This window comes from Brevundimonas intermedia (genome assembly GCF_004614235.1).
Lineage (GTDB): Bacteria > Pseudomonadota > Alphaproteobacteria > Caulobacterales > Caulobacteraceae > Brevundimonas > Brevundimonas intermedia_A.
In genome coordinates this window covers 634509-656977 of record NZ_SPVH01000002.1, presented here as the reverse complement: position 1 = coordinate 656977, position 22469 = coordinate 634509, and the positions used below count along the sequence as shown (strand labels likewise).

The window sequence follows — 22469 nt, the reverse complement described above, 5'->3', positions numbered from 1 at the left end:
TGACCCGAGGCCAGGGTCTTCAGCCGCCTTGCGCAGCCAGTCGGCATATTCACCGTTTTACTCGGCAGAAGCGGGAAGCACGATACGTTCGCCCTCCCGTTCGTAGCCCACGCCGGCTCGATCAAAGAGTGATCCTATGAAGTCGGCGGCATTCGGAGCGCCACTGTCCAAGAAAGCGTCGATATCGTTCGCCAGAGCCGCATCCTGGGACAGGGACGAGAGCCGGGCCAGCCAAGCGCTTCGAAGCAAGACGCCGCTCGCCCTGTTGTCTTCGATCAGCGGCTGGAGAAAGTCGAACCAGTCACCGCCTGTCGCCCTGTGCTGAAGCGCCTCTGCCGCCATCGCCAGAACGGCGCCACACGCGTAGTAGGCGCGATGGTCGCCCCGCTGACCGGCGCCGGCGACGGGTTTGTCTCCGAGGCGCACGCAATCGTCGACCTCCTTCTGAAGCACCTCGCGGGCGTCAAACCTGGGGTCCAGCGCCTGCATGGCCCGCACGGCGAGCAGATCGGCGCCGCCCTCGGTGATCCACGACTCGCGAGATCGTTCGGCGCGAACCGTCTGTCCCAGCCAGAAATGCGCGGCTTCATGAGCGATGAACCAACGGTTTTCGGAGAGCACGTCCTCGCTCGGCGATAGCAGTTCCTGGCCCTCGAACGTCATCACGATCAGGCCGGGCAAAACGCTGCCGCCGTAGTTCGTGGTTCCTCGTGTCGGCCCGTACCAGGTGGACATGATTGTGGGTCGGTCCGTCTGCCCCGGACCGAGCTTTATGGCGTAGTGGTCGATGACGCGCGGTGCGAACGTTTCGACGGAATCGGCGATCCAAACTGGGAGTTCGGGATCCACGACTGTGATGAGGCGATCGGACTCCTTCACTCGCGTCTGCCCGAACAGCACATAGGCGCGGCTATCATGGGTTTCGCCTTCCTCCGTGCGTCGCCCGTTGGCAAGTACAGGGCCGGCCCTGTCTCTCCAGGATATCCGTGCATTCTCGCCCTGTCGGCGACTGTCGGCGATTTCGTCGGCGGTCAGGCCCTCCAGATCGGAGCGAATGATGGGAAAGACATCGAAGGCGCCGGTGAACAGGGCCACCGACCCATCGGTGAACAGCAGAACCGGATAATCTGCTTCGAGGTTGTCGCCACGCGGCGACAGGCTGAGGCTGATTCGCCGAGGCATCGGGCTTCCGTCGCGCATCCTCAGAACGTCGAGGTCTCCGACACGTTCGAGCACCACTCCGGGGGTCATGGCGGCCCAATCCCGGGGCCGCCAAGGCTGGCGCGAGCTGTTGAGATCAGATGAGTTATAGAAGGCCCAGGCTGATGCGTCGCGATCAAGCACGTAGTCGGCCCGCCAGTCCGGTCCGTCTCGCGTAATGGTGACACGAACACCATTGGCCTCGGCAGCCGATGAGGTGGCGGCGGAGACGGGGGCGGCTTGCGCAAATGCGCTGAGACAAAGCGCCACGAAGAAACGAAGCGACACGAACGGCGAAAAAAGGCGCAAGGGACTACTCCGGATGACGCCCCGAACCTTAGCTTGGCTGTAACATTTGTGCGTTACATTTGGTTCATTCTTCAGGCAGATCTCTGGCGCCGTCCGAAGGGTGAAGCATCGGGCCCGTTTCTCGAAATTTCAGCAATGGGTCGCGAGGCGGTTTCAGCCCTTGTGGTGTTGGGATCCGCCGTGAGGCCAATGCCGGTGTCGGTGAGACCTCACCCGGGGGCGCTGGCTGGGCGCTACAGCCCCAACGCCCTGCGGATGTCACGCCAATCGACGTATTTGAAGTTCTGGGTGCCGACGTCGTTGACGTCGTCCTGGATCACGACCAGGCCTTCGGGGAAGGGGCCGACTGCGCCGCTGGCGGCGGCGAGGCCGTCCGTGCCGGTGATGCGGTCCACCGCGCCGTCCACGACCTTGAACCGGCCTTTATATTCCGGCGCCGCGCCGTCGATGCGCCAGACGGGGAAGTTGGAATCGCCCTGGCTGGAGGCGATCAGGTAGCGGCCCGAGGCGTCGGTGATGGTCGTCAGGCCTTCGGCGTCCGCGACCAGGATGTCCTTGGCGATGGGCTGGATCAGGGTGCGGGCCGCGCCCGAGGCCGGGTTCAGGCCGTAGCGCCACAGGCCCACGTTTTCCTCGTTGATATAGAGGGCGTCGGTGGCCTCGTCGGCGGCGCAGCCTTCGGAGATGGTGCCGATCTCGGCGCGGCGCACCTCGCGGGCGGCGGGCTTGCCGTCGGTGCCGACGCTCAGGATGAACTGGCGCAGTTCGCCCTCATGGCCGACCAGGATGGCGTGGACCTCGGCCCCGCGACGCGCGAAGCAGAAGCCGTAGGGTTCGATCACGTCGGTGGCGACGGCGCCCCAATAGCGCACGCCGTTGTCGCCAGTCCCGGCCGGGTCGAAGGTGTAGAGGGAGATGCCGGTCTTGCCCGGTGTTCGGTCGCTGGCGCCCAGCACCACCTGCGGGCGGCCGCCGACCGACAGGCCCTCGACCACATCGACATTGTTCAGCAGGCCCTCGGGCAAGAACTGCAGGATCTGACCGTCGAAGCCATAGATATAGAGGCCGGACTTCTTGTCCGTGCCGGCGACGAAGCCAGGGGTTTGTTTGCCCATCACCGTGACCGGCGCAGCGCTGGCCCAGACGGCGGGATCGTCGGCGGCGTCCTGACCCGCCGTGCCGACCGACGGGGTTTCGAGCACCGCCTGGACCGCCGCGCCGGGGCCGACGAAGCCCTCTCCCTCGCCCTGGAAATCGACTTCCGTCGTGGCGCAGGCCGCGAGCAGGGTGAAGACGGAAGCGGCTGCGGTGAAACGGGCGGCGCGTCGGATCGGCGAAGTCATGGCAGGTTCCCGGATGTGATGTCGTCACGTGATTTCGTCGGGGCCCAGATCAAGGCCGAACCCTCACAGGTCAACGGACTTATGGTGACCGTTTAAATGCGGTTCGGTGACGCATGATCGGTGTCGGGACGGATCGTCGCGCAACTGTCCTGAAATCGCGAAATCGCCGTCGTCGAAACGTCGCTTTGACGTCGCCAGTCCCCGCTATCGGGCCGCCCATCGGCAGAGGTGAAACGTCGCCCGCCGCAGGGGATCATCGAGATGAAAATCAAACTGCTCATGGGGGCCGCATTGGCCCCGCTCGCCTTCGCCCCTCCCGTTCTGGCCGCAGACGAGGTCGCGCCGCAGCAGACCGCCCAGACGCCGGTCACGGCGCTGGAAGAAGTCGTCGTCACCGGCGAGCCGGCCATGCGCAACCGCACCGACGATGTCGTGCCGACCCTGTCCTACGACCTGGACTATTTCCAGCGGTTCGAGCCGCTGACCGCCGGCGACGCCCTGAAGCGCGTGCCTTCGGTCACCTTCCTGTCGGACGTACTGGAATCGGACGGCGTGCGGATGCGCGGTCTGGACTCGGCCTATACGCAGATCCTGATCAACGGCGAGCGCGTCCCCGGCGCCAACCTGGATCGCTCCTTCTTCGTGGACCGCATCCCCGCCGAACTGATCGAGCGGGTCGAAGTCGTCCGCTCGTCCTCGGCCAACCGCTCGGGCGATGCGGTGGCCGGAGCCATCAACATCGTGCTGCGTGACGCCCTGTCGCTGGATGGCGGCTATGTCCGCCTGGGCGCGCTGCACTGGGAAGACAGCGAATACGGCCAGTGGGGCGGAACCTACGGCGCCGTCTGGGGCGGTCAGGTCGGGCCGGGCCGCCTGCTGATCGGCGGCAACATCCAGGATCGCCGCAATCCCAAGCAGAAGTTCTCCGAACGCTATGAAGAGCCGAACGGCGAACTGACCGACACCGAGGCCCAGACCGACACCCGCGACGGCACCGACTATTCGGCCAACCTGTCGTATGAGATGCCGGTCGCCGGCGGAAACCTGGAACTGAGCGGCGTCTTCGTTCGCACCGACCGCGTCCAGGACGAAAGCTCGATCGAATACGACGAGGGCGACGTCAACGACGTGGCCAAGATCAATGCCAACCCGCTCGACATCCGAACCGACAACTGGGCGGTCAACAGCCGTTACGAGCGCGAGATGCTGGGCGGCGAGACGACCTTCAAGCTGGGCTACGCCACAATCGACGACGAACAGTTCGAGCAGGAGGAGGAACTGGACGTCGGCGACGAGGTGATCGAGGGCGAACGCACCCGCACCAACGTCAAGGACGAGGAAATCCAGGCCGCCATCGAGCACAAGATCAAGCTGGGCGGCGAGTTGGAGCTGGAGTTCGGCGTCCAGTATTCGAAGAAGAACCGTGACAGCACGGTCTTCTCGGCCGAGGCCGAAGCCGAGGACGAGCCGGTCTTCCGCGCCCTGCTCGACAGCGAGTACGGCGATTTCGAAGCCGTCGACGGCGGCATCAACTCTATCGAAGAAACCCGGATCGACCCCTACATCATGCTGTCGGGCGAGAACGGCCCGGCCAAGTGGGAGGCCGGCCTGCGTTACGAGACGACCGACTTCTCGATCACGGACGAGACCGTCGCCGCCGCCGACCGCACCAACGACAAGGATTATGGCATCCTGCTGCCGTCCGCGAGCGTGCGCTTCAAGCTGTCGGACAGCGACCGGATCACGGCTTCGGTGGCCCGCACCGTGCGCCGCCCGAACTTCGACTTCCTGTCGCCGGCTCTGCTGGAAGGCGAATACGGCGACAACGACTTCATCGGCAATCCCGACCTGGAGCCGGAAACGGCCTGGGGCGCGGACCTGGGCTTCGAGCGTCGTCTGGGCCGCCGCGGCGTGATCGGCGTCAACGCCTTTTATCGCGACATCACCGACCTGATCGAAATCACCAACACGGGTGAAGAGGCCGAGGACGAACCGGACGCCTTCCGCCTGACGGCCGAGAATGTCGGCGACGGCCAGGTCTGGGGCGTCGAGTTCGACCTGTCCACGCCGCTGGACTTCATCGGCATGGAGCACACGGGCGTCTTCCTGAACTACTCGTGGCTGGACAGTTCGGTCGACGACTTCCTGGGCGAGCGCCGCTTCAACTCGCAGTCCGACTATGTCTTCAACGTCGGCTTCACCCAGGACATCCCGACCTGGGGCGCGGCCTTCGGCGCCACCTATCGCAAACAGGGCGACGCCAAGGGCCGGATCGTCGGCGAAGAGGTCGTCACCTCCTACGGCGGCGATTTGGAAATCTTCATCGAGAAGCAGGTCGCCTCGAACGTGGTGATCCGCTTCACCGGTTCGAACCTGCTGGACTCGTCTAAGGACGAGACGTTCGACAAGTTCAACACCATCGCCGACCAGATCGACCGCGACTACGACGAGTTCGAGATCGAGTCCGAGAACGCCGGCCCGGTGTTCCAGCTGGTGGCGCGGATGGCCTTCTGAGGCTTCGCCTTTCCAGACGACGAAAGGGCCGGACGGCGACGTCCGGCCCTTTTGCGTGGCGGCGCCCCTCCAAAGGTCGCAATCGGAACCCCATATGCCGGCGGGGCGGTTGACCCCGGCGGGGCGTCTGCCTACAGCCCCGAGAGCCTGTATTCGCGGGGCCTCTCCCCCCGCACCGAACGATCAGAGGACACCATGGCCGAAGCTTCCTACGACGTCGTCATCATCGGCGGAGGCCCTGGCGGCTATAACGCCGCGATCCGTGCGGGCCAGCTGGGCCTGAAGGTCGCCTGCGTCGAGATGCGTTCGACGCTCGGCGGCACCTGCCTGAACGTCGGTTGCATGCCGTCGAAGGCCCTGCTGCACGCCTCGGAAATGTGGAACGCCGCCAATACCGAGTTCGCCAAGATCGGCATCGAGGTCCAGCCCAAGCTGAACCTGGGCCAGATGCACAAGTCCAAGGACGAGAGCGTCACCGCCCTGACCAAGGGGATCGAGTTCCTGTTCAAGAAGAACAAGGCCGACTGGATCAAGGGCCGGGGCAAGATCGTGGGCAAGGGCAAGGTCGAGGTGACCGCCGCCGACGGCTCGGTCCAGACGCTGGACGCCAAGAACATCGTCATCGCCACCGGCTCGGAGCCGACCCCGCTGCCGGGCGTCGCGTTCGAGGACGGCAAGGTGATCGATTCCACCGGCGCCCTGTCGCTGCCGGTCGTGCCCAAGAAGCTGATCGTGGTCGGCGCCGGCATCATCGGCCTTGAGCTGGGCTCGGTCTGGCGTCGCCTGGGCGCCGAGGTGACCGTGGTCGAGTTCCTGGACCGGATCACGCCGGGCATGGACACCGAGGTCGCCACCGCCTTCCAGCGCACCCTGACCAAACAGGGAATGACGTTCAAGCTAGGCTCCAAGGTCACGGCCGCCAAGTCGGTCAAGGACGGGGTCGAGCTGACGGTCGAACCGTCGGCGGGCGGCGCGGCCGAAACCTTGAAGGGCGACGTCGTCCTGATCGCCATCGGCCGTCGTCCCTACACCGAAGGCCTGGGCCTGGAGAGCGTCGGCGTGACGCCGGACAAGCGCGGCTTCATCGACCATGATCACTTCAAGGTCGCAGACGGCGTATGGGTGATCGGCGACGTGACCCACGGCCCGATGCTGGCGCACAAGGCGGAAGAAGACGCCGTCGCCGTGATCGACACCATCGCCGGCAAATACGGTCACGTCGACTACGCCCTGGTCCCCAGCGTGGTCTACACCTTCCCCGAAGTGGCCTGGGTCGGCCAGACCGAGGATCAGCTGAAGGCGGCGGGCGTCGCCTACAAGAAGGGCAAATTCCCCTTCACCGCCAACAGCCGCGCCAAGATCAACCACGAGACCGACGGCTTCGCCAAGATTCTGGCCGACGCCGCCACCGATAAGGTCCTGGGCGTCCACATCATGGGTCCGCAAGCCGGTGAAATGATCCACGAGGCCGCCATCACCATGAGCTTCGGCGGCGCCTCGGAAGACATCGCCCGCACCTGCCACGCCCACCCGACCCGTTCGGAAGCCGTGCGCCAGGCGGCCATGGATGTCGAAGGCTGGATGATGCAGGCCTGATCCGGCGCCGCGCCGAAAGGCGCGGGCTCCAGGACAAGAAAAAAGGCCCGGTCGCTCTTCAGCGGCCGGGCCTTTTGCTGTTCAGAAGTGCATCAGGCGGCCCAGGCCGTTTCGCGGCCGTGGGATGATGGGCGGCCTGCGTCGATACGGAAGCGCGACACCAGCTCGGCCAACTGCTCGGCCTCGTGGCTGAGGGCCTGGTTGGCGGCGGTGGTCTGTTCGACCATCGCAGCATTTTGTTGAGTGGTCTGGTCCATCTGGTTCACGGCGACGTTGACCTCGGCCAGTCCCACCGCCTGTTCGCGGGCGGAGGCGGCGATCTCGGCGGCCAGCAGGTTGATGTCCGCGACCTGGCTGATCAGGGCGGTCAGGGCGCCGCCGGTCTGGGACACCAGCCGGGCGCCTTCGCCGACGCTGGCGCTGGAGGCGGCGATCAGCCCCTTGATCTCGCGCGCGGCGTCGGCCGAACGCTGGGCCAGGGCGCGAACCTCGGAGGCGACGACGGCGAAACCGCGACCGGCCTCGCCCGCGCGTGCGGCCTCGACCCCGGCGTTCAGGGCCAGGAGGTTGGTCTGGAAGGCGATCTCGTCGATCACGCCGATGATTTCGCCGATGCGGCCCGAGGTGCTCTCGATCTGACCCATGGCGGCGGTGGTGTCGGCGATGATCCGCTCGCGCTCTTCGGCGCCGCTGCGGGCCTTGGCGGTGATGCCGGCGGCGGACTGGGCGCCCTCGGCGGTCTTCTTCACCGTGACGGTGATCTGATCGAGGGCGGCGGCGGTTTCTTCCAGGGCGGCGGCCTGCTGCTCGGTGCGGCGCGACAGGTCGTTGGTGGCGGTGGTGACCTCGGCCGTGCCGGAGCGCATGGCGCCGACCAGTTCGATGATGTCGCCCATGGTCGCCGTCAGGGTGTCGGCGGCGGCGTTGTAATCGTCCTTCAGCTTCTTGCTGCGCTCGGCGAAGGTGGTGGTGATCCGATAGGTCAGGTCGCCGCGCGCCAAGGCCGCCAGGCCATCGCCCAGGGCCTCGACCACCACGGCGTCTTCGGCGGCCAGGCGTTCGCGTTCGGCCTCGCCGGCGAGGCGGGCGGCGCGGGCGCTTTCACGCATGGTCTCGGCCTCGGTCTCGGTTTCCTTCTGACGCAGCGCGGCGTCGCGGAAGGCGATGACGGCGCGCGAGATCTGGCCGATGTCGTCGCCGCGCGAGATCCAGGGGGCGTCGAAGTCGGTGCGGCCCTGGCGCAGGGCCTCCATCCGGTCGCAGAGGCCCTTCAGCGGCGAGAACATCCGGCGCGACACGACCAGGCAGGCGCCGACCGTCAGCAGGGCCACGACCAGGCCGCAGGCGAACAGGGCGATCATCACATTGTTCACCGAGGCCATGAAGTCGGCCTTGGGAATACCGACATACAGCACGCCGATGGTCTGGCCCGCCGTGGTCTTGATCGGGTCGTAGGCGACGAAATAGGGCTTGCCCAGGATGTCGGCCTGGCCGCGATAGGGCTTGCCCTCCTTGAGAACGGCGTCGAAGACCGGGCCGGGCTTCAGCCGGGTGCCGACGGCGCGCGAGCCGTCGTCCTTGACCACATTGGTGGTGACGCGCAGGTCGCCCAGGAAGACGGTGGCCGTGCCGCCGACCAGGGTCTTCACCCGATCCACGGGGGCGGTGAAGTCGTTCATCGGCGTCGAGCCGACATAGAGCTTGCCGTCGCGCGCGGTGAAACCGTCGCCATAGTCGGCCAGTACGTCCCAGGCGACCCGCATATTGGTTTCCTGCCGCTCGGCCGCTCTCGACTCGGCGTCGCGGGTCAGAAGGACGGCGGCGACCGCCATCACGGCCAGGGTCAGGGCGCCGAGGGCGGCGATGACCATCAGGGCCGTCTTGGCCGAAAGGGAAAGGGCGCTGAGCTTCATTGTCTCGTTCGGTTGGAGCGGCCGGAGAGGGTGAGGCTCAACTCTGGCCGAACGAGGTTAAGATTCTCAACCTATAGGGGGTCTTGCGTAGTTGTGGTCAAGCCAGGCCCTTCAGCCGGTACAGGGCTTCCAGCGCTTCGCGGGGGCTGAGGGCGTCGGGATCGACGTCCTGCATGGCCTTTTCCAGCGGCGAGGGACCGCGCATCGGCTCGGGTTCGGCGACGGCGAACAGGGGCAGGTCGTCCAGCCGGGCGCCGGCGGCCTTTTCACCCTCCAGCCGGTTCAGCACCGATCGGGCGCGGGCGACGACGGCGGCGGGGACGCCGGCCAGTTTGGCGACCTGGACACCGTAAGAGCGGTCGGCCGCGCCGGGCGCCGCCTCGTGCAGGAAGACCAGCTCGCCGTTCCATTCGCGCGCGACCATGGACAGGTTGCAGACGTGGTCCAGCCGCGTCTCCAGCTGGGCCAGCTCATGATAGTGGGTGGCGAACAGGGTGCGCGCCCGGTTGGTCTCGTGCAGCGCCTCGGCCGTGGCCCAGGCGATGGCCAGGCCGTCGTAGGTGGCGGTGCCGCGCCCGATCTCGTCCAGCACGACGAAGCTCTTGGGCGTGGCCTGGGTCAGGATGGCGGCGGTCTCGACCATCTCCATCATGAAGGTGGAGCGCCCGCGCGCCAGGTCGTCGCCGGCGCCCACCCGGCTGAACAGCCGATCCACGACGCCCAGCCGCATCGAGCGGGCGGGCACGAAGGCGCCGGCCTGGGCCAGGATCACAAGCAGGGCGTTCTGGCGCAGGAAGGTCGACTTACCCGCCATGTTCGGCCCGGTGACGATGGCCAAGCGCGATCCGTCCTGGCCCGACCCATCCAGCCGGGCGTTGTTGGGGGTGTAGGGCGACCCTTGCGCCTTCACCGCCGCCTCGACGACGGGGTGGCGACCGGCCTCGACGCAGAAGGTCAGGGTGTCGTCCACCACGGGCCGGGTCGCGCCGACCTCCTGCGCCCATTCGGCCAGGGCGGCGTGGGCGTCGAGCTCGGCCAAGGCCTCGGCGACGGCCTGCAGCGGCTGGGCCAGGCGGGCGGCCTCGCGACGCCAGCCCTCGAAGGTCTCGCCCTCGATGGCCAGGGCGCGGTGACCGGCCTGGCTGATCTTGGCGTCCAGTTCCGACAGTTCGACGGTGGTGAAGCGGACTTGGGCCGCCAGGGTCTGGCGGTGAATGAAGGGGCTTTCGGGGCCGGCGCGGAACAGGGGTTCCGCCGCCTTGGCGCTGGTTTCCAGGAAATAGCCCAGGACGGCGTTGTGCTTGATCTTGAAGGGCACGCCGGACTCGGCGACGGCGCGGGCTTCCAGGTCGGCGACGACGCGGCGGCTGTCGTCGCGCAGGGTGCGGGCGGCGTCCAGTTCGGGGCGATAGTCGGGCCGCACATAGCCGCCGTCGCGCGCCAGGTGCGAGGGCTCGTCCACCAGACCGTCGATCAGATCGGCCTTCAGCCGCGACACGTCCGGCGACAGGGTCAGCCGGTCGAGCGCCGAGGCGATGCGGCGCGGCTGGCCGGTGAGGGGATCGACTTGCCCGACGAAGAGGCCGGCCACGCCCTCGGCGATCGACAGGCCGATGCGCACCGCCGCCAGGTCGCGCGGACCGCCGCGTCCCAGCGCCAGCCGCCCCACGGCGCGGGCGATGTCCGACGACGCCTTCAACGCCTCGCGCAGGTCGCGCCTCAGATCGCGCCGCTCCAGCAGCCATTCGACGGCGTCGAGCTGTTCGTTGATCGCCAGAGGATCGCGCAGCGGGCGGGCGATCCGTTCGGCCAGAGCCCGCGCCCCGCCCGAGGTGACGGTGCGGTCGATACAGGCGAGCAGACTGCCCTCGCGCTCACCGCGCTGGGTGCGGTCGATCTCCAGACTGGTTCGCGTCGCCGGATCGATGGCGAGGAAGCCGCTCTCGCCGAGGCGGCGCGGCGGGGCCAGGGCGGGAACCTTGCCCGCCTGGGTCGTCTCCAGATAGGCGGCGATCAGACCCAGCGCAGAGACCTCGGCCTCCTCGAAGGCGCCGAAGCCATCCAGAGCGGAGACGCCGTACAGCCGCTCCACCCGCACGCGGGCGGCCTGCGGTTCGGCGATGGCGCTGGCTAGCGCCTGGACCACGCCTCCCGAACCGTCCAACGCATCGCGCGTGGCCTCGTCCGAATACATCCGGTCGGTGACCAGAACCTCGGACGGGCGGAAGGCGGCGAGGGCCGCGCCCAGGTCTTCGATGGAACAGGCGACGGAATCTACCGCCCCGGACGACAGTTCGACCACGGCGACCGCCGCCCGACCCTTGCGCACCGCGACCGCAGCCAGGCGATTGGCGCCGCGCGCGTCCAGCAGGCTGTCTTCTGTCAAGGTGCCGGGCGTCACGACCCGCACCACGCCGCGATGGACCACGGATTTGCCGCCGCGCTTCTTGGCCTCGGCGGGGTCTTCCAGCTGTTCGCAGATGGCGACCTTGTGGCCCATGCGGATCAGGCGGGCGAGGTAGCCCTCCATCGCATGGACCGGCACGCCCGCCATCGGGATGTCCTCGCCCTGGTGCTTGCCTCGCTTGGTCAGAGTGATGCCCAGAGCGGCGGCGGCGACCTCGGCGTCCTTGAAGAACAGCTCGTAGAAGTCGCCCATGCGGAAGAACAGGACGGCGTCCGGCTGACCGGCCTTGGCCGTCAGATATTGCGCCATGAACGGCGTCGCGCCCTCCAGCGAAGCGGCGATTTTTGGCGGGTGCGTGACGGGGGCGTTCATGTGACGACAGGGTGACGGATCGCGCCCGGCGGCTCAAGGCCGTTGAACGGCCCTTGCACAGGCTTGTCGCCCCTGCGATAGGCCGCGCCAGGCGGTTTAGGGAACACGGTGAGACACCGTGGCTGTGCCCGCAACTGTAGGCGGCGAGAGCGTCGTCCGTCCGGGGTCTGACGACTTCGGCGCCACTGGGAAACTGGGAAGGCGAGGACGGCGGTTTTTGACCCGCAAGCCAGGAAACCTGGCCGCCTGTGTCGCTCGCTGCTGTCCGGGACCAGACAGAGGCGCGGGGACTTAACCGTCGCAGCGACCCGACCTTGCGCCGTCCAGACCCTCGCGGTCTGGCGGGTCGGCTCGCTTTGACCGGTCTCTCGCGCGCATTCGCGGGACCGAACACGGGGATCTCGCTCAATGAAGCGTTCCATTCTTTTCTCGACGGCTGCGATCGCCGCCGCCTTCGCCGCGCCTGCCTTCGCCGCTGATGATGCGACCCAGCTGGACGACGTCGTCATCACCGCCACCCGCATTCCGGCCATCGTCGCCGACACGCCCGGCGCCCGCGTCATCGACGCCAAGACCATCGAACAGCGCGGCGCGATCTTCGCCGCCGACATCCTGGCCGACGTGCCGGGCCTGTCGGTGACGCGCACGGGGGCGTTCGGCGGCGTGGCCCAGGTCCGCATGCGCGGCGCCACGCCCGGTAAGGCCCTGGTCCTGGTCGATGGCGCGCCCGTCAACGACGCAGCCGAGCCCAACGGCGCCTATGACTTCTCCAGCTTCGAGCTGGCCGACATCGAGCGCATCGAAGTGCTCAGCGGCCCGCAGTCGTCGCTGTGGGGCTCCGACGCCATCGGCGGCGTGATTGCCTTCACGACCAAGGAGATCGACGGCGTGCGCGCCGAGGCCGAGGCCGGCAGTTTCGACACGGTGCGCGGCCGCGTATCGGCCGGGGTCGCCAATGAGACCTACGCCGTCAGCGCCTATGTTTCGCGCTTCGACACCGACGGCATCTCCGCCGCCGACGAGGCGGACGGCAATCCCGAGGCCGACGGCTTCCGCAGCACGACCCTGGGCGCCAAGGGCCGCTACGCCTTCTCGGACCTGGTCAAGGTCGACGGCTCGGTGCGCTGGAATAAAAGCAAGGCCGATCTGGACGGCTTCCCGGCCCCGAACTTCGCGTTGGCCGACACCGACGACACCCAGGAAAGCGAGCAATGGTCGGGCTTTGGCCGGGTCACCGCTCAGGCGTTCGGCCTGAGCCATCAGTTCAGCGTCTCGGCGTCGGATCTGGATCGCAGCTCGGTCAGCGACGGCTTCGGCTCGACCTTCACCGGCGACCGCCAGGCCTATCGCTGGCAGGCCAACGGCTCGACCCAGGACATCGACTATGCCTTCGGCGTCGAGCGCAACGAGGCGTCGGCGGCCCTGTCGTCGGGCCTGTCGCGCGACCTGTCGATCACCTCGGTGTTCGGCGTGGCCCAGTACGATGTCGGCGCGCTGAACCTGACCGGCGGCCTGCGTTACGACGATACCGACGACTTCGGCTCCAAGACGACGGGTCGGGTTTCGGCGGCCTATGATCTGGCGGGCGGCTTCATCCTGTCGGGCGCCTACGGCACGGGCTTCAAGGCGCCGACCGTCAGCCAGGCGGTGTGCGACTTCTGCTTTGCACCGCTGCCCTATCCCGAGCTGAAGCCGGAAACGGCCGACAGCGTCGAGATCGCTCTGGGCTGGGCCTCGGCCGACGGCCGCTTCGACGGTCGTGCGACCCTGTATCGCCTGAACGTCGAGGACCAGATCACCTATACGGCCGGCCGCTACATCAATGTGGCCAAGACCCGTTCGGACGGGTTCGAGCTGGAAGGCCGCGCGCTGCTGGGGGCCGGTTTCGACCTGACGCTGGCCTATGCCTGGACCGACGCCGAGGACCGCACGACGGGCGCCCGCCTGTTGCGCGTGCCGGAGCACGCCGGTTCGGCGACCCTGGGCTGGACGGGCGACCGCGTCTCGGGCGCGCTGACGGTGCGGGCGGAAGGCGATCAGGACGACAGCGGCGGCTTCTCGACCGTGGCGCGCGACGGTTTCGTCACCGCGAACCTGAACGCGGCCTATGAACTGACCGACCAGGTTACATTGACGGCGCGGATCGAGAACTTGGCCGACGAACACTATCAGCAGGTGTTCGGTTACGGAGAGCCGGGACGGTCCGGCTATGTCGGGATCAGGCTGCGCTACTGATCCGGGCGCGGGCGCCGGCGGTGAAGGCCGCCGGCGCTTCCAGCGCCAATGACCCCCAGTCCAGATTGGGGCAGGGGGCGTGGGCGGCGGCCAGGATGGCGCGCAGTTCGGCGGCCGAGGCGACGCTGGCCACGACCTTGTCCACCCCTTTGAGCGCCAGGGCATAACCCAGGGCCGCTTGCATCGGGTCGCAACGCTGCTCGGCTAAACGCCGGCGCGTGCGCGACAGGGCCTGGGCGTGGCTGGCCAGTTCGGCCGGAAGATCGTCGCCGCCCGCGAACAGCAGGCCGCCGGCGAAGACCGAAGACAGATGAACGGATGCGCCCGTGTCGGCGATGGCCTCCAGCACGCCGTCCTGGGCCGCGCGCTGGTCCAGCAGGCTGCACGGCACCTGGACTACGTCCGCTTCGAGGCGGCGCGCCAGCAGGGCGGGGCCGTCTTCCAATGTGGCGCAGAAACCGATGCGGCGATAAAGGCCGCGATCCTTGAGGCTGCGGGCGCGATCCCACAGGGCGCGACCCTCGGCGCCGGCTAAATCAGCGGCGTTGGAAATCAGCAAAACGTCGCCGCGGGGCAGGCCCATCCGCTCCAGCGAGCGCCGGGCGCGGGCCTCGACCCGGTCCAGACCTTCGCTCAACGGCACGGTTCGCACCGTGACCTGGAAGGGCGAGGGGAAGGGCCAGGCCTGACCCAGCAGACGCTCGCCGTCGCCCTCGGGCCGGGTGGCGATCAGTTTGACGCCGGCGTCGGCCCCCGTCTGAAGCAGGAAACGCATGGCGTCTTCGCGGGCGCCGGACGGCGCGCTCATGAAGGCGCCGGGCGCGCGCTCGGGCTCTGTCACCACGGCGAGAGCCAAGCGATGGATGGGCGACGACGCCGAAGGTGTGGCGGGGGAATACGACACGCCCGCACAATGACGCCCAATGCTTAAGGGACGCTGAGCGAGAGCTTAAGCGAACCCTACTTATCCACCGCTGATATGCGCAATCCGGCGAAAATCAGGCGTCCGCGTCGGGCTGGCGATCCGGGTGGGCCGAGGCGAAGGCGGGGTGGGCCTGGGCGGTCGCCTCGATGGCCAGAAGGCGGGGCCAGGGCGACAGGTCCATGTTGAAGCGCCGCGCCGAATAGAGCTGTGGAATCAAATAGCAATCCGCCAGCGTCGGCGCGTCGCCGAAACACCAGGCGCCGCCATGGCGGACGATCAGGGCCTCAAGCGCATCGAACCCAGGCGCAATCCACCCGGCGGCCCAGGCGTCGACGGTCGCCTGATCGGCGTCGAAATTCGACCGCAAGGCCTTCAGCACCCGCAGGTTGTTCAATGGATGAATGTCGCAGCCGATCAGGGCGGCCATGGCGCGCACGGCGGCGCGTTCGTTGGCGGCTGTCGGCAACAGGGCCGGATCTGGGTGGGTTTCCTCCAGCCATTCCAGGATGGCCGGGCTCTGGGTGACGATCAGGTCGCCGTCCTGAAGGGCGGGCACCATGCCCTGCGGATTCAGCGCCAGATAGTCGGCCGTCTTCTGCTCGCCCTTGCGCAGGTCGTGGGCGGAGAGGTCGTAGCCCAGCCCCTTCAGGTTCAGGGCGATGCGGACGCGGTAGCTGGCGCCCGAACGCCAATAGCCGTGCAGGATCATGGCTGAATCTCGAAGCTGAGCGTCTCCAGGCCCTCGACGGTGACGACCACGCGGTTGCCGGGGCTGACCGGGCCGACGCCGGACGGGGTGCCGGTGAAGATGAGGTCGCCGGGCTGCAGGCTCCACAGGGCCTGCGCCGCCGCGACGATGCGGTCGGGGTTCAGGATCATGTCGTCCAGCGCGCCCGCCTGCTTGACCTCGCCGTTGACGCTCAGGCCGATGGCGCCGGCGGGATGGGGCAGGGCGCCCAGGGTGATGGGTCCGCACGGCGCCGACTGGTCGAACCCCTTGGCGGCGTCCCAGGGACGTCCCGCCTTCTTGGCCTCGGCCTGGAGATCGCGGCGCGTCAGGTCGCAGCCGACGGCCCAGCCGACGATGGCGACCCCGCCGTCCGCATCCGGCCCTATGGCCGCGACCAGTTCGGCCTCGTAATGCAGGTTCGCCGTCGCCGACGGATAGGCGGGGTTCGCCCCGTCCGACACCACGGCGTCGCCGGGCTTGGCGAAGAAGAAGGGCGTCTGCTTGTCGGGGTCCGACCCCATCTCGCGCGCATGGGCGGCGTAGTTCTGGCCCACGCACAGGATCCGGCGGACGGGAAACCGCTGGTCCGATCCGACGATCGGCAGCGAAGGGGCGGGGCGGGGCGGGAACAGCCATTGGGTCATGCGACCGTTCTAGTGCGACCAAAAGCCTGTGGCGAGGGCGCAGGCGGGCGCCCATCTGTTGGAACCTCGTCGAACATGTGGCGTTGCGACACGGGGTTCTCTATTCTACCGCCAAGCTTTCAACGGAGCGCGCATCATGGCCACCACCAAGGCCCGAGAAGACATCAAGGCCGACCTTAAGACCCTCAAGGAGGATCTGAAGACCGGCGCCCGCGAAGAAACCCAGCGCCTGCGCGAAAAGGCGGCCGAGGCCGAAGCCAAGTTGCGCGCCAAGAGCGACGAAGTGCGCGACCAGGCCCGTGGCTACTACGACGAAGCCCGCGTGAAGGGCCGCGAATATTACGATGACGCCGCCGAACGCTTCGACGAGGCGCAACGCTATGTCGTCGAGCGCGTGCAGGAGCGTCCGCTTCAGTCCACCGCCGTGGCTCTGGGCGTCGGCGTCATCCTGGGCCTGCTGCTGGCCGGCCGCCGCCGCTGATGTTCAAGGGCATCGTCAAAAAGCTGGTGGCGACGGCTGTCGTCGCCGCCAGCGTGTTTCTGGCCGTCGTCTTTCTTGGCGTGTCCATCTTCTACGCGCTCAGCCTGACGTTGACGCCGCTGGGTGCGGCGGCCGTGACCTTCGGTCTGTTCGCCCTGGTCGCCCTGATCGTGGCGGTCGTCTTCCTGAAGGGCGACAAGCACGACGAGAGCGATGAAGAAGACGAACCGGAAGGTCTGCTGGCCAAGGTGATCCATATCGTGCGCGAGCGCCCGATCGTGGGCGCTGTCGGCGGCCTGGGCGCGGCCTTCCTGCTGCTGCGCAATCCGGCCCTGGCCGCGATCGTCGCCAGCATGGTCGCCGAGCGCAAGATGGACCAGGGCGGCTATTCGCGCCGTCGTCGTCGATAAGGCGACCGAAGGACGGAACGGCCAAGCCGCGACGACGTTGATGTATCGGACCGACGAACGGCTCTCGGGTCGCCGACGGCAACATCAACTCAGGAGAGCCAAACCCATGATGCGTTGGGCAATTATCTTCCTGGTCGTGGCCTTGGTCGCGGCCGTCCTCGGCTTCGGCGGCATTGCGAACTTCTCGTTCGAGATCGCAAAATTCGTCGCTGTCGTCGCCATCATCCTGTTCGTCATCGCCCTTGTGGCCGGCGGACTTCGCGGACGCGGCGGCACGCCCCGACTCTAACGGGCGAGACACTTAGATTGAGGGGCGAGACTTCGGTCTCGCCCTTTTTCTATGGTCGAAACCATTTCTGAGAAAGAACTTTACATTACAAAGTTTGTGGGTGATGCTTCCTTATCGAGTTGAGGAGGAGAGACCCATGACCCGCGAGACCCAGGCCATTCAGGACGACATCGCCTATATGCGCAGCCTTGCGCACGAGGGGCGCCACGCGCCCCTGTTGGCGGGACCGATCCTAATCACCGCCGCCATCGTGTTCGGCGGCGCCAGTCTGGGCCAGTGGGCCCTCCAAACCGACGTTCTGAACATCAGTCCTTGGGCGCAGCTTTGGTTGTGGATCGGCTCAGGCGTCGTCTTCGCGGTCGCGCTGACGATGCTGATCGGGCGCATGAAGGGCAAGCCGGGCATCAACTCGGCCGGCAACAAGGCGGTGGGCGCCGCCTGGTCGGGCGTCGGTTACGGCATCTTCGTCACCTGGCTGGCGCTGGTGGCCTTGTCGTTCAAGACCGACAACTGGTCGTGGATGGCGGTGATGCCGACGACCGTGCTGGTGGCCTATGGCTCGGCGTGGATGATCGGGGCGGCGATGACGAAGACGCGCTGGATGTCGTTCACGGCCCTGGCGGCCTATGCCGGCGCGGTGGCCGTGGCCTGGTTCATCGACAGCCCGGCGATCTATCTGGTGTTCACTGTGGTCCTGATGGCCGTCGCCCTTGTTCCCGGGATCATCCTGATGCGTCAGGAACCGTCGGAGATCGTCTGAGCATGGCCGATGATTTCGACATCAGCCGGATCGACGACGTGATCCATGGACGTATCCGGCTGGGGATCATGGCCTATCTGTCGGGTGCGGGGACGGCGGATTTCACCAGTCTGAAGGCTCGGCTGCAGACCACGGACGGAAATCTGTCGGTCCATCTGCGCAAGCTCGAAGAGGCCGGTTTCGTCGCCGTGACCAAGAGTTTCAAGGGCCGAAAGCCCCTGACCGAGGCCAGCCTGACCGACCAGGGACGCGACGCCTTCGTCGCCTATCTCGATGCGATGGCGGGCCTGCTGCCAGAGCGGTGAAATCAAGCTAGAAGCGGGTTCATGACCACCCGTCTTCACGCCTTCGAGGCCATCGACAACTTCCGCGACTATGGCGACTACGCCACGGCGGCCGGGCGGCGCGTGCAGCCCGGCCGTCTGTTGCGCTCCGCCCACCACGCGCGGGCGACCGAGGCGGATCTGGAGCGGTTACGGCTGTTGGACGTCGGGGCGGTGGTCGATCTGCGCCGGCCGGGCGAGCGTCGCGATCAGCCGTCGCGCCGGCCGGAGGAATTCTCCGGTCTGGTGATCGAGGGCGGCGTGGACGACGGCGCCGAGGCGCCGCACATCGCCTTCCTGAAGACTGCGGATCTGACGCCCGAGTCGGGTCGGCGGTTCATGGCCAAGACCTATCGGACCCTGCCGTTCGACGCGTCGCATCTGGATGTGTTCAGCCGCTACTTCCAGGCGCTGGCGGATCAGGATCGGGCGGTGGTGATCCACTGTGCGGCGGGCAAGGATCGGACGGGGTTTCTCGCCGCCCTGACCCATCATCTGCTGGGCGTGTCGCGCGACGACATGATCGAGGACTATCTGCTGACCAATACGGCCGTCGATCTGGCCGCGCGAGCGCCGGGCATCGCCAGGAAACTGCACGAGATGACCGGCCGTCTGGCGTCCGACGACGCCGTCGTGGCCTTTCTGGGCGTCGAGGCCGCCTATCTGGAGGCGGCGTTCGCCGAGGTCGAGGCGCAGCATGGATCTGTGGACGCCTATCTGCGCGACGCCCTAGGCGTCGATACGGCCCGGCGCGACCGGATCGTGGAGCGACTGTCGGCGTGAGCGAGGTTCTGAGCCACGTCGTCACGCGCGATGCGCCGTGGGCGGAACCCGTCGAGGTCGCAGCGGGTCTGGGCGGCGGCGACGGCATGCTGGCCCTGGTCTCGGACGGCGGGCCGGGCGGGCGCTGGTCGCACGTCGCCACGGCGCCGGACCGCGTTCAGGTCGGCCCGGTCGATGACGCCGCGCCGTTCCAGGCGCTGAGAGATCCCGCGTTCGACGCGGGCGTGGTGGGCCTGGCCGCCTATGACGCAGGCGCGCGACCGGCGACGGGGCGGCGCGAGACGACATGGCCCGACCTGATGCTGGCCCGCTATCCGGCCATGCTGACCTTCGACCATCATCGCCGCACCGTGCGTGCAGTGGGGCGAGGGGCGACGGCGGAGCTGGCGGATGTGGCCGCAGAGGTCGCCCTCGGCTGGTTGGCGAACGCCGCCGTCGTCGCGCCGCCGTCGGCGCCGGCAGAGACCTTCGAGGCCGAGGCGCCGCCGGGCGCCTATCGCGCCGCCGTGTCGGACGTGGTGGAGCGGATCGCGGCGGGCGAGCTGTTCCAGGCCAATATCGCGCAGGCCTGGGCGGGGGCGTTGAAGCCGACCGCCGATCCGTTCGACGTCTTTCTGCGACTTCAGCAGGATCGCGCTTCGCCGTTCGGGGCCTATTGGCGGATCGGGAATCGGGCGCTGGTGTCCAACTCGCCCGAGCTATTTCTCGCCTTCGATGCCGCCAGCCGCCGCATCGAGGCCCGGCCGATAAAGGGCACCCGCCCCCGCGCCGCCGATCCGGTTGAGGACGCGGCCTTGGCGGACGAGCTGAAATCCAGCGCCAAGGACCGGGCCGAGAACCTGATGATCGTCGATCTGATGCGCAACGATCTGGCGCGGGTGTCACAGCCGGGGTCGGTCCGCGTCGAGACCCTGTTCGAGATCGAGAACCATCCGACCGTGCATCACCTGGTCTCGACGGTGACGGCTCAGGCCGACCGGGGCATCGGCCCCGCCGACCTGCTGGAGGCGACCTTCCCGCCGGGCTCGATCACCGGCGCGCCCAAGCATCAGGCCATGAAGGTCATCGCGGCGCACGAACCGCCGCGCGGGCCGTGGTGCGGATCGCTGTTCCTCATCGGGGACGGCGGCACATTGACCGCGTCGGTCCTGATCCGCACGGCCAGCTTTGAACGCGCTGGCGACGTCTGGCGCTTCCGCACCTTGGCCGGCGCGGGCATCGTCGCCGACAGCGATCCGTCAGCCGAGGAGGCCGAGACCGACGCCAAGATTTCAGCGCTGCGCCAGGCGCTGATCGGTCCTTAGGCTCAGCAGCCCGTGCAGGCGATGATTTCAGCCGTCCGGGGTCGCAGATAGGCCATGCGTTTGAATGTGGGGGCTATTCTGATGGCTTCGGGCAACATGTTGCTGAACGGCGACCTGTAGTCGTATTCCGCCTCTGCGACGATGACGGACTCTCCGATAGCCAGCATGTCCGAAGGAACCTCCGCGTCCGTGACGGTCAGTTTGCCGGTCAGACCTTTTCCAACGCTCCAGTCGATATTGTATTTCGTGGAGGTGACGCGCGACACGCTGCTGACCCGTTGCCTGAGCTCGACCTTCGGAAAGGGGCTGATGATCACCTCGCCGACATCCAGAAGGTCTAGTACCTGCTGCTTGGTGAGGGCGTCCGTCTGGGTCACCAGATCGGCCACCACGGAAGCTACGTGGCCCGTGCGCTTCTGCGCCATATAAGCCTGACAGAATTCGACCATGCCGAAATAGAGCAGGATCAGAATGGGGGCGATGAAGGCGAACTCCACCGCCGCGACGCCGCGCGTGTCGCAGCCCCACGCCTTCAGGAGCGCGCGCAACTCTCGCCTACGCATTCCACGGCTCATTGCGGAAGGCTGTGGCGGAGTTGAGCAGGACCTTGCCGGTTCCGGCGCGCGTGGCGCCTTGGTTCAGGAACGGCGTGATCAGGGGATATTCGTACCAGACCCGGACCAGAACCAGGTTTCCGGGCTGACCGCCATCATAGGTCGTCTTTTCTGGATCCAGAACGCCGGCTGTAGTCGGGTCTTCTCGATCTGGGTCCACGAACTGCGGGATAACGCGAACATCGACCGTCGCGCGTTTGATGCAATCGCCTTCGAAGACGCTCATCCGGCTGCAAAGCTCAGTCTTGAACCGCACCTTGTCGAAGCCTTTGGCGTCGGCTTCCCCAGTGCGGACCAGGCGCCCGGTGCCCGTCGTGGCCGTTTCCAGGATCGAGTCGATCACGAAGACCATGCCCAGTTCCAGAATGGCGAAGATCAGCAGGAAGAACGGGACGGCGACCATGGCGAACTCGACGGCCGCGACGCCTTCGCGCCGCGAACGTCTCATCCGCGCCTTGATCAAATCCCGAGGGCGCACCATCCCGATCAGGGAGCGGTGGAGCCGGTCGCAGGCGCGACCCGGATGCTGGGGGTGCACGAGGCGCCACAGGCCATTTCGGTCGCCTGGGCGCCGCGCCAAACACGGACGGAGCCGGTCGAGCCGCCCGTGACCACGACCTCGCGCTGGAACAGGGTGCGTCCCGCCCCGTCGACCGCCACCACCTCGGTGACGCCGTAACCCTTGCCGACGATGAACAGGGTGTTGGCGTCCACCATGGAGACGTCGGCGATCTGGGGGTTGCCGACGATGACGGAGGCGGCGGCCCCGCGCAGCTGAACGCGCGCGGACCGGTCGATCTCGACGTTGAGCGCGCCGTTCTGGGCCTGGGCCGCCATGGGGGCGACAAGGAGGGCGGCGGCGAGAAGGGCGGCGGGGAGGCGAGACATCGGCGGCTCTGAATAAGGGCGCGTGCAGACGCGGACGCACGCATGATGCGCGCTTGATCCTCAACAAAGGCTGAAGCGTCAGGATGAGAATTTTCTTTGGTGAATCCGCGCGTAACCAAACCTCGTGACTCAGATTTAACGGGGGTCAGGCATTTTGATCCTGCGTTTGGGGGTCAAGCGGGCTACCGGCTCCCCCCGCCAAGTTGCTCGCTAGACCATTTGAAAAAGGAACTACCCATGACCAAGTTCATCTCGCGCTTCGCCAAAGACGAATCGGGCGCCACCGCCATCGAATACGGCCTGATCGCTGCCCTGATCGCCGTCGCGCTGATCACCATCCTCGGAACCCTGGGCACCAATCTTGAAGCCACCTTTAAAGAAGTTTCCGACAAGCTCGCTGAATAGTCTGCCTTAGGCTTGCGATCTAGA

At 67.3% G+C, this 22469-nt stretch carries 21 protein-coding genes and 1 riboswitch; of the genes, 11 read left to right on the top strand and 10 right to left on the bottom strand.

Annotation, left to right across the window (positions count from 1 at the left end; translation table 11 throughout):
- Positions 1 to 57 precede the first annotated feature (57 nt).
- Positions 58 to 1509 (bottom strand): hypothetical protein, encoded by a 1452-nt coding sequence (locus EGY25_RS05050; RefSeq protein WP_209307976.1) that lies wholly within the window; start codon positions 1507 to 1509, stop codon positions 58 to 60.
- Between the two features lie 233 nt (positions 1510 to 1742).
- Positions 1743 to 2852, bottom strand: a complete 1110-nt coding sequence (locus EGY25_RS05045) for a phytase (RefSeq protein WP_135193945.1) — start codon at positions 2850 to 2852, stop codon at positions 1743 to 1745.
- A 261-nt stretch (positions 2853 to 3113) separates the two neighbouring features.
- On the opposite strand from EGY25_RS05045, the gene EGY25_RS05040 reads away from it, so the two are divergent.
- Both EGY25_RS05040 and lpdA read left to right on the top strand, forming a co-directional pair.
- A complete protein-coding gene (locus EGY25_RS05040) occupies positions 3114 to 5366 on the top strand; it encodes a TonB-dependent receptor plug domain-containing protein (protein ID WP_135193944.1) in 2253 nt (750 codons plus the stop codon).
- Between the two features lie 195 nt (positions 5367 to 5561).
- Positions 5562 to 6962, top strand: a complete 1401-nt coding sequence (gene lpdA, locus EGY25_RS05035) for a dihydrolipoyl dehydrogenase (protein ID WP_135193943.1) — start codon at positions 5562 to 5564, stop codon at positions 6960 to 6962.
- Between the two features lie 92 nt (positions 6963 to 7054).
- Here lpdA and EGY25_RS05030 read toward each other — a convergent pair whose 3' ends face one another.
- Complete coding sequence (locus EGY25_RS05030; RefSeq protein WP_135193942.1) at positions 7055 to 8875, bottom strand: methyl-accepting chemotaxis protein; 1821 nt, start codon at positions 8873 to 8875, stop codon at positions 7055 to 7057.
- Positions 8876 to 8972: 97 nt separating this feature from the next.
- Positions 8973 to 11654 (bottom strand): DNA mismatch repair protein MutS, encoded by a 2682-nt coding sequence (gene mutS, locus EGY25_RS05025; RefSeq protein ID WP_135193941.1) that lies wholly within the window; start codon positions 11652 to 11654, stop codon positions 8973 to 8975.
- A 75-nt stretch (positions 11655 to 11729) separates the two neighbouring features.
- Positions 11730 to 11915, top strand: a riboswitch (cobalamin riboswitch).
- A 147-nt stretch (positions 11916 to 12062) separates the two neighbouring features.
- Here mutS and EGY25_RS05020 point away from each other — a divergent pair.
- On the top strand, positions 12063 to 13889 hold the full coding sequence (locus EGY25_RS05020) for a TonB-dependent receptor plug domain-containing protein (protein ID WP_135193940.1): 1827 nt from the start codon (positions 12063 to 12065) through the stop codon (positions 13887 to 13889).
- Here EGY25_RS05020 and EGY25_RS05015 read toward each other — a convergent pair.
- From EGY25_RS05015 to EGY25_RS05005, 3 genes are all read right to left on the bottom strand, one after another.
- Complete coding sequence (locus tag EGY25_RS05015) at positions 13873 to 14793, bottom strand: aldo/keto reductase (RefSeq protein ID WP_209307975.1); 921 nt, start codon at positions 14791 to 14793, stop codon at positions 13873 to 13875. The genes EGY25_RS05020 and EGY25_RS05015 overlap by 17 nt on opposite strands.
- Positions 14794 to 14887: 94 nt before the next feature.
- Positions 14888 to 15523: a maleylacetoacetate isomerase gene (maiA, locus tag EGY25_RS05010; RefSeq protein ID WP_135193938.1), complete on the bottom strand. Its 636-nt coding sequence runs from the start codon at positions 15521 to 15523 to the stop codon at positions 14888 to 14890.
- Positions 15520 to 16188: a fumarylacetoacetate hydrolase family protein gene (locus EGY25_RS05005; protein WP_135193937.1), complete on the bottom strand. Its 669-nt coding sequence runs from the start codon at positions 16186 to 16188 to the stop codon at positions 15520 to 15522. The genes maiA and EGY25_RS05005 overlap by 4 nt, the downstream gene beginning before the upstream one ends.
- Positions 16189 to 16324: 136 nt before the next feature.
- On the opposite strand from EGY25_RS05005, the gene EGY25_RS05000 reads away from it, so the two are divergent.
- From EGY25_RS05000 to EGY25_RS04970, 7 genes are all read left to right on the top strand, one after another.
- Positions 16325 to 16669, top strand: coding sequence for a DUF883 family protein (locus tag EGY25_RS05000; RefSeq protein ID WP_135193936.1), 345 nt, complete (start codon positions 16325 to 16327; stop codon positions 16667 to 16669).
- A complete protein-coding gene (locus EGY25_RS04995; RefSeq protein WP_135193935.1) occupies positions 16669 to 17079 on the top strand; it encodes a hypothetical protein in 411 nt (136 codons plus the stop codon). Before EGY25_RS05000 ends, EGY25_RS04995 begins: the two co-directional genes overlap by 1 nt.
- 106 nt (positions 17080 to 17185) lie before the next feature.
- On the top strand, positions 17186 to 17368 hold the full coding sequence (locus tag EGY25_RS04990) for a DUF1328 domain-containing protein (protein WP_087121113.1): 183 nt from the start codon (positions 17186 to 17188) through the stop codon (positions 17366 to 17368).
- Between the two features lie 136 nt (positions 17369 to 17504).
- A complete protein-coding gene (locus EGY25_RS04985; protein WP_209307974.1) occupies positions 17505 to 18128 on the top strand; it encodes a hypothetical protein in 624 nt (207 codons plus the stop codon).
- Between the two features lie 2 nt (positions 18129 to 18130).
- Positions 18131 to 18433 (top strand): winged helix-turn-helix domain-containing protein, encoded by a 303-nt coding sequence (locus EGY25_RS04980; protein ID WP_135193933.1) that lies wholly within the window; start codon positions 18131 to 18133, stop codon positions 18431 to 18433.
- Between the two features lie 21 nt (positions 18434 to 18454).
- Positions 18455 to 19234: a tyrosine-protein phosphatase gene (locus EGY25_RS04975; protein ID WP_135193932.1), complete on the top strand. Its 780-nt coding sequence runs from the start codon at positions 18455 to 18457 to the stop codon at positions 19232 to 19234.
- Positions 19231 to 20538 carry an anthranilate synthase component I family protein gene (locus EGY25_RS04970; protein WP_135193931.1) on the top strand — a complete coding sequence of 436 codons (1308 nt, stop codon included), beginning with the start codon at positions 19231 to 19233 and terminating at the stop codon, positions 20536 to 20538. The genes EGY25_RS04975 and EGY25_RS04970 overlap by 4 nt, the downstream gene beginning before the upstream one ends.
- Positions 20539 to 20540: 2 nt before the next feature.
- Here EGY25_RS04970 and EGY25_RS04965 read toward each other — a convergent pair whose 3' ends face one another.
- From EGY25_RS04965 to EGY25_RS04955, 3 genes are read right to left on the bottom strand one after another with little or no spacing between them, the layout of a single operon-like run.
- Entirely contained in the window at positions 20541 to 21086 is a 546-nt protein-coding gene (locus tag EGY25_RS04965; RefSeq protein ID WP_209307973.1) for a TadE/TadG family type IV pilus assembly protein, read from the bottom strand.
- 7 nt (positions 21087 to 21093) lie between these two features.
- The gene (locus EGY25_RS04960; protein ID WP_245159346.1) at positions 21094 to 21600 is read right to left on the bottom strand and encodes a TadE/TadG family type IV pilus assembly protein; all 507 of its coding nucleotides are present in this window, start codon (positions 21598 to 21600) and stop codon (positions 21094 to 21096) included.
- A gap of 38 nt (positions 21601 to 21638) precedes the next feature.
- Positions 21639 to 22040 (bottom strand): pilus assembly protein N-terminal domain-containing protein, encoded by a 402-nt coding sequence (locus EGY25_RS04955; RefSeq protein ID WP_135193928.1) that lies wholly within the window; start codon positions 22038 to 22040, stop codon positions 21639 to 21641.
- A gap of 237 nt (positions 22041 to 22277) precedes the next feature.
- Here EGY25_RS04955 and EGY25_RS04950 point away from each other — a divergent pair, with 237 nt between their 5' ends.
- Positions 22278 to 22445 carry a Flp family type IVb pilin gene (locus tag EGY25_RS04950; protein ID WP_135193927.1) on the top strand — a complete coding sequence of 56 codons (168 nt, stop codon included), beginning with the start codon at positions 22278 to 22280 and terminating at the stop codon, positions 22443 to 22445.
- The last annotated feature ends 24 nt before the right edge of the window (positions 22446 to 22469 follow it).

Coding starts and splice junctions, on each gene's coding strand:
- EGY25_RS05045 (WP_135193945.1), bottom strand. CDS start 2,852: ATGACTTCGCCGATCCGACGCGCCGCCCGTTTCACCGCAGCCGCTTCC.
- EGY25_RS04995 (WP_135193935.1), top strand. CDS start 16,669: ATGTTCAAGGGCATCGTCAAAAAGCTGGTGGCGACGGCTGTCGTCGCC.
- mutS (WP_135193941.1), bottom strand. CDS start 11,654: ATGAACGCCCCCGTCACGCACCCGCCAAAAATCGCCGCTTCGCTGGAG.
- EGY25_RS05000 (WP_135193936.1), top strand. CDS start 16,325: ATGGCCACCACCAAGGCCCGAGAAGACATCAAGGCCGACCTTAAGACC.
- EGY25_RS05005 (WP_135193937.1), bottom strand. CDS start 16,188: ATGACCCAATGGCTGTTCCCGCCCCGCCCCGCCCCTTCGCTGCCGATC.
- EGY25_RS04990 (WP_087121113.1), top strand. CDS start 17,186: ATGATGCGTTGGGCAATTATCTTCCTGGTCGTGGCCTTGGTCGCGGCC.
- EGY25_RS04955 (WP_135193928.1), bottom strand. CDS start 22,040: ATGTCTCGCCTCCCCGCCGCCCTTCTCGCCGCCGCCCTCCTTGTCGCC.
- EGY25_RS04975 (WP_135193932.1), top strand. CDS start 18,455: ATGACCACCCGTCTTCACGCCTTCGAGGCCATCGACAACTTCCGCGAC.
- EGY25_RS04960 (WP_245159346.1), bottom strand. CDS start 21,600: ATGAGACGTTCGCGGCGCGAAGGCGTCGCGGCCGTCGAGTTCGCCATG.
- lpdA (WP_135193943.1), top strand. CDS start 5,562: ATGGCCGAAGCTTCCTACGACGTCGTCATCATCGGCGGAGGCCCTGGC.
- EGY25_RS05040 (WP_135193944.1), top strand. CDS start 3,114: ATGAAAATCAAACTGCTCATGGGGGCCGCATTGGCCCCGCTCGCCTTC.
- EGY25_RS05030 (WP_135193942.1), bottom strand. CDS start 8,875: ATGAAGCTCAGCGCCCTTTCCCTTTCGGCCAAGACGGCCCTGATGGTC.
- EGY25_RS04985 (WP_209307974.1), top strand. CDS start 17,505: ATGACCCGCGAGACCCAGGCCATTCAGGACGACATCGCCTATATGCGC.
- EGY25_RS04950 (WP_135193927.1), top strand. CDS start 22,278: ATGACCAAGTTCATCTCGCGCTTCGCCAAAGACGAATCGGGCGCCACC.
- maiA (WP_135193938.1), bottom strand. CDS start 15,523: ATGATCCTGCACGGCTATTGGCGTTCGGGCGCCAGCTACCGCGTCCGC.
- EGY25_RS05020 (WP_135193940.1), top strand. CDS start 12,063: ATGAAGCGTTCCATTCTTTTCTCGACGGCTGCGATCGCCGCCGCCTTC.
- EGY25_RS04980 (WP_135193933.1), top strand. CDS start 18,131: ATGGCCGATGATTTCGACATCAGCCGGATCGACGACGTGATCCATGGA.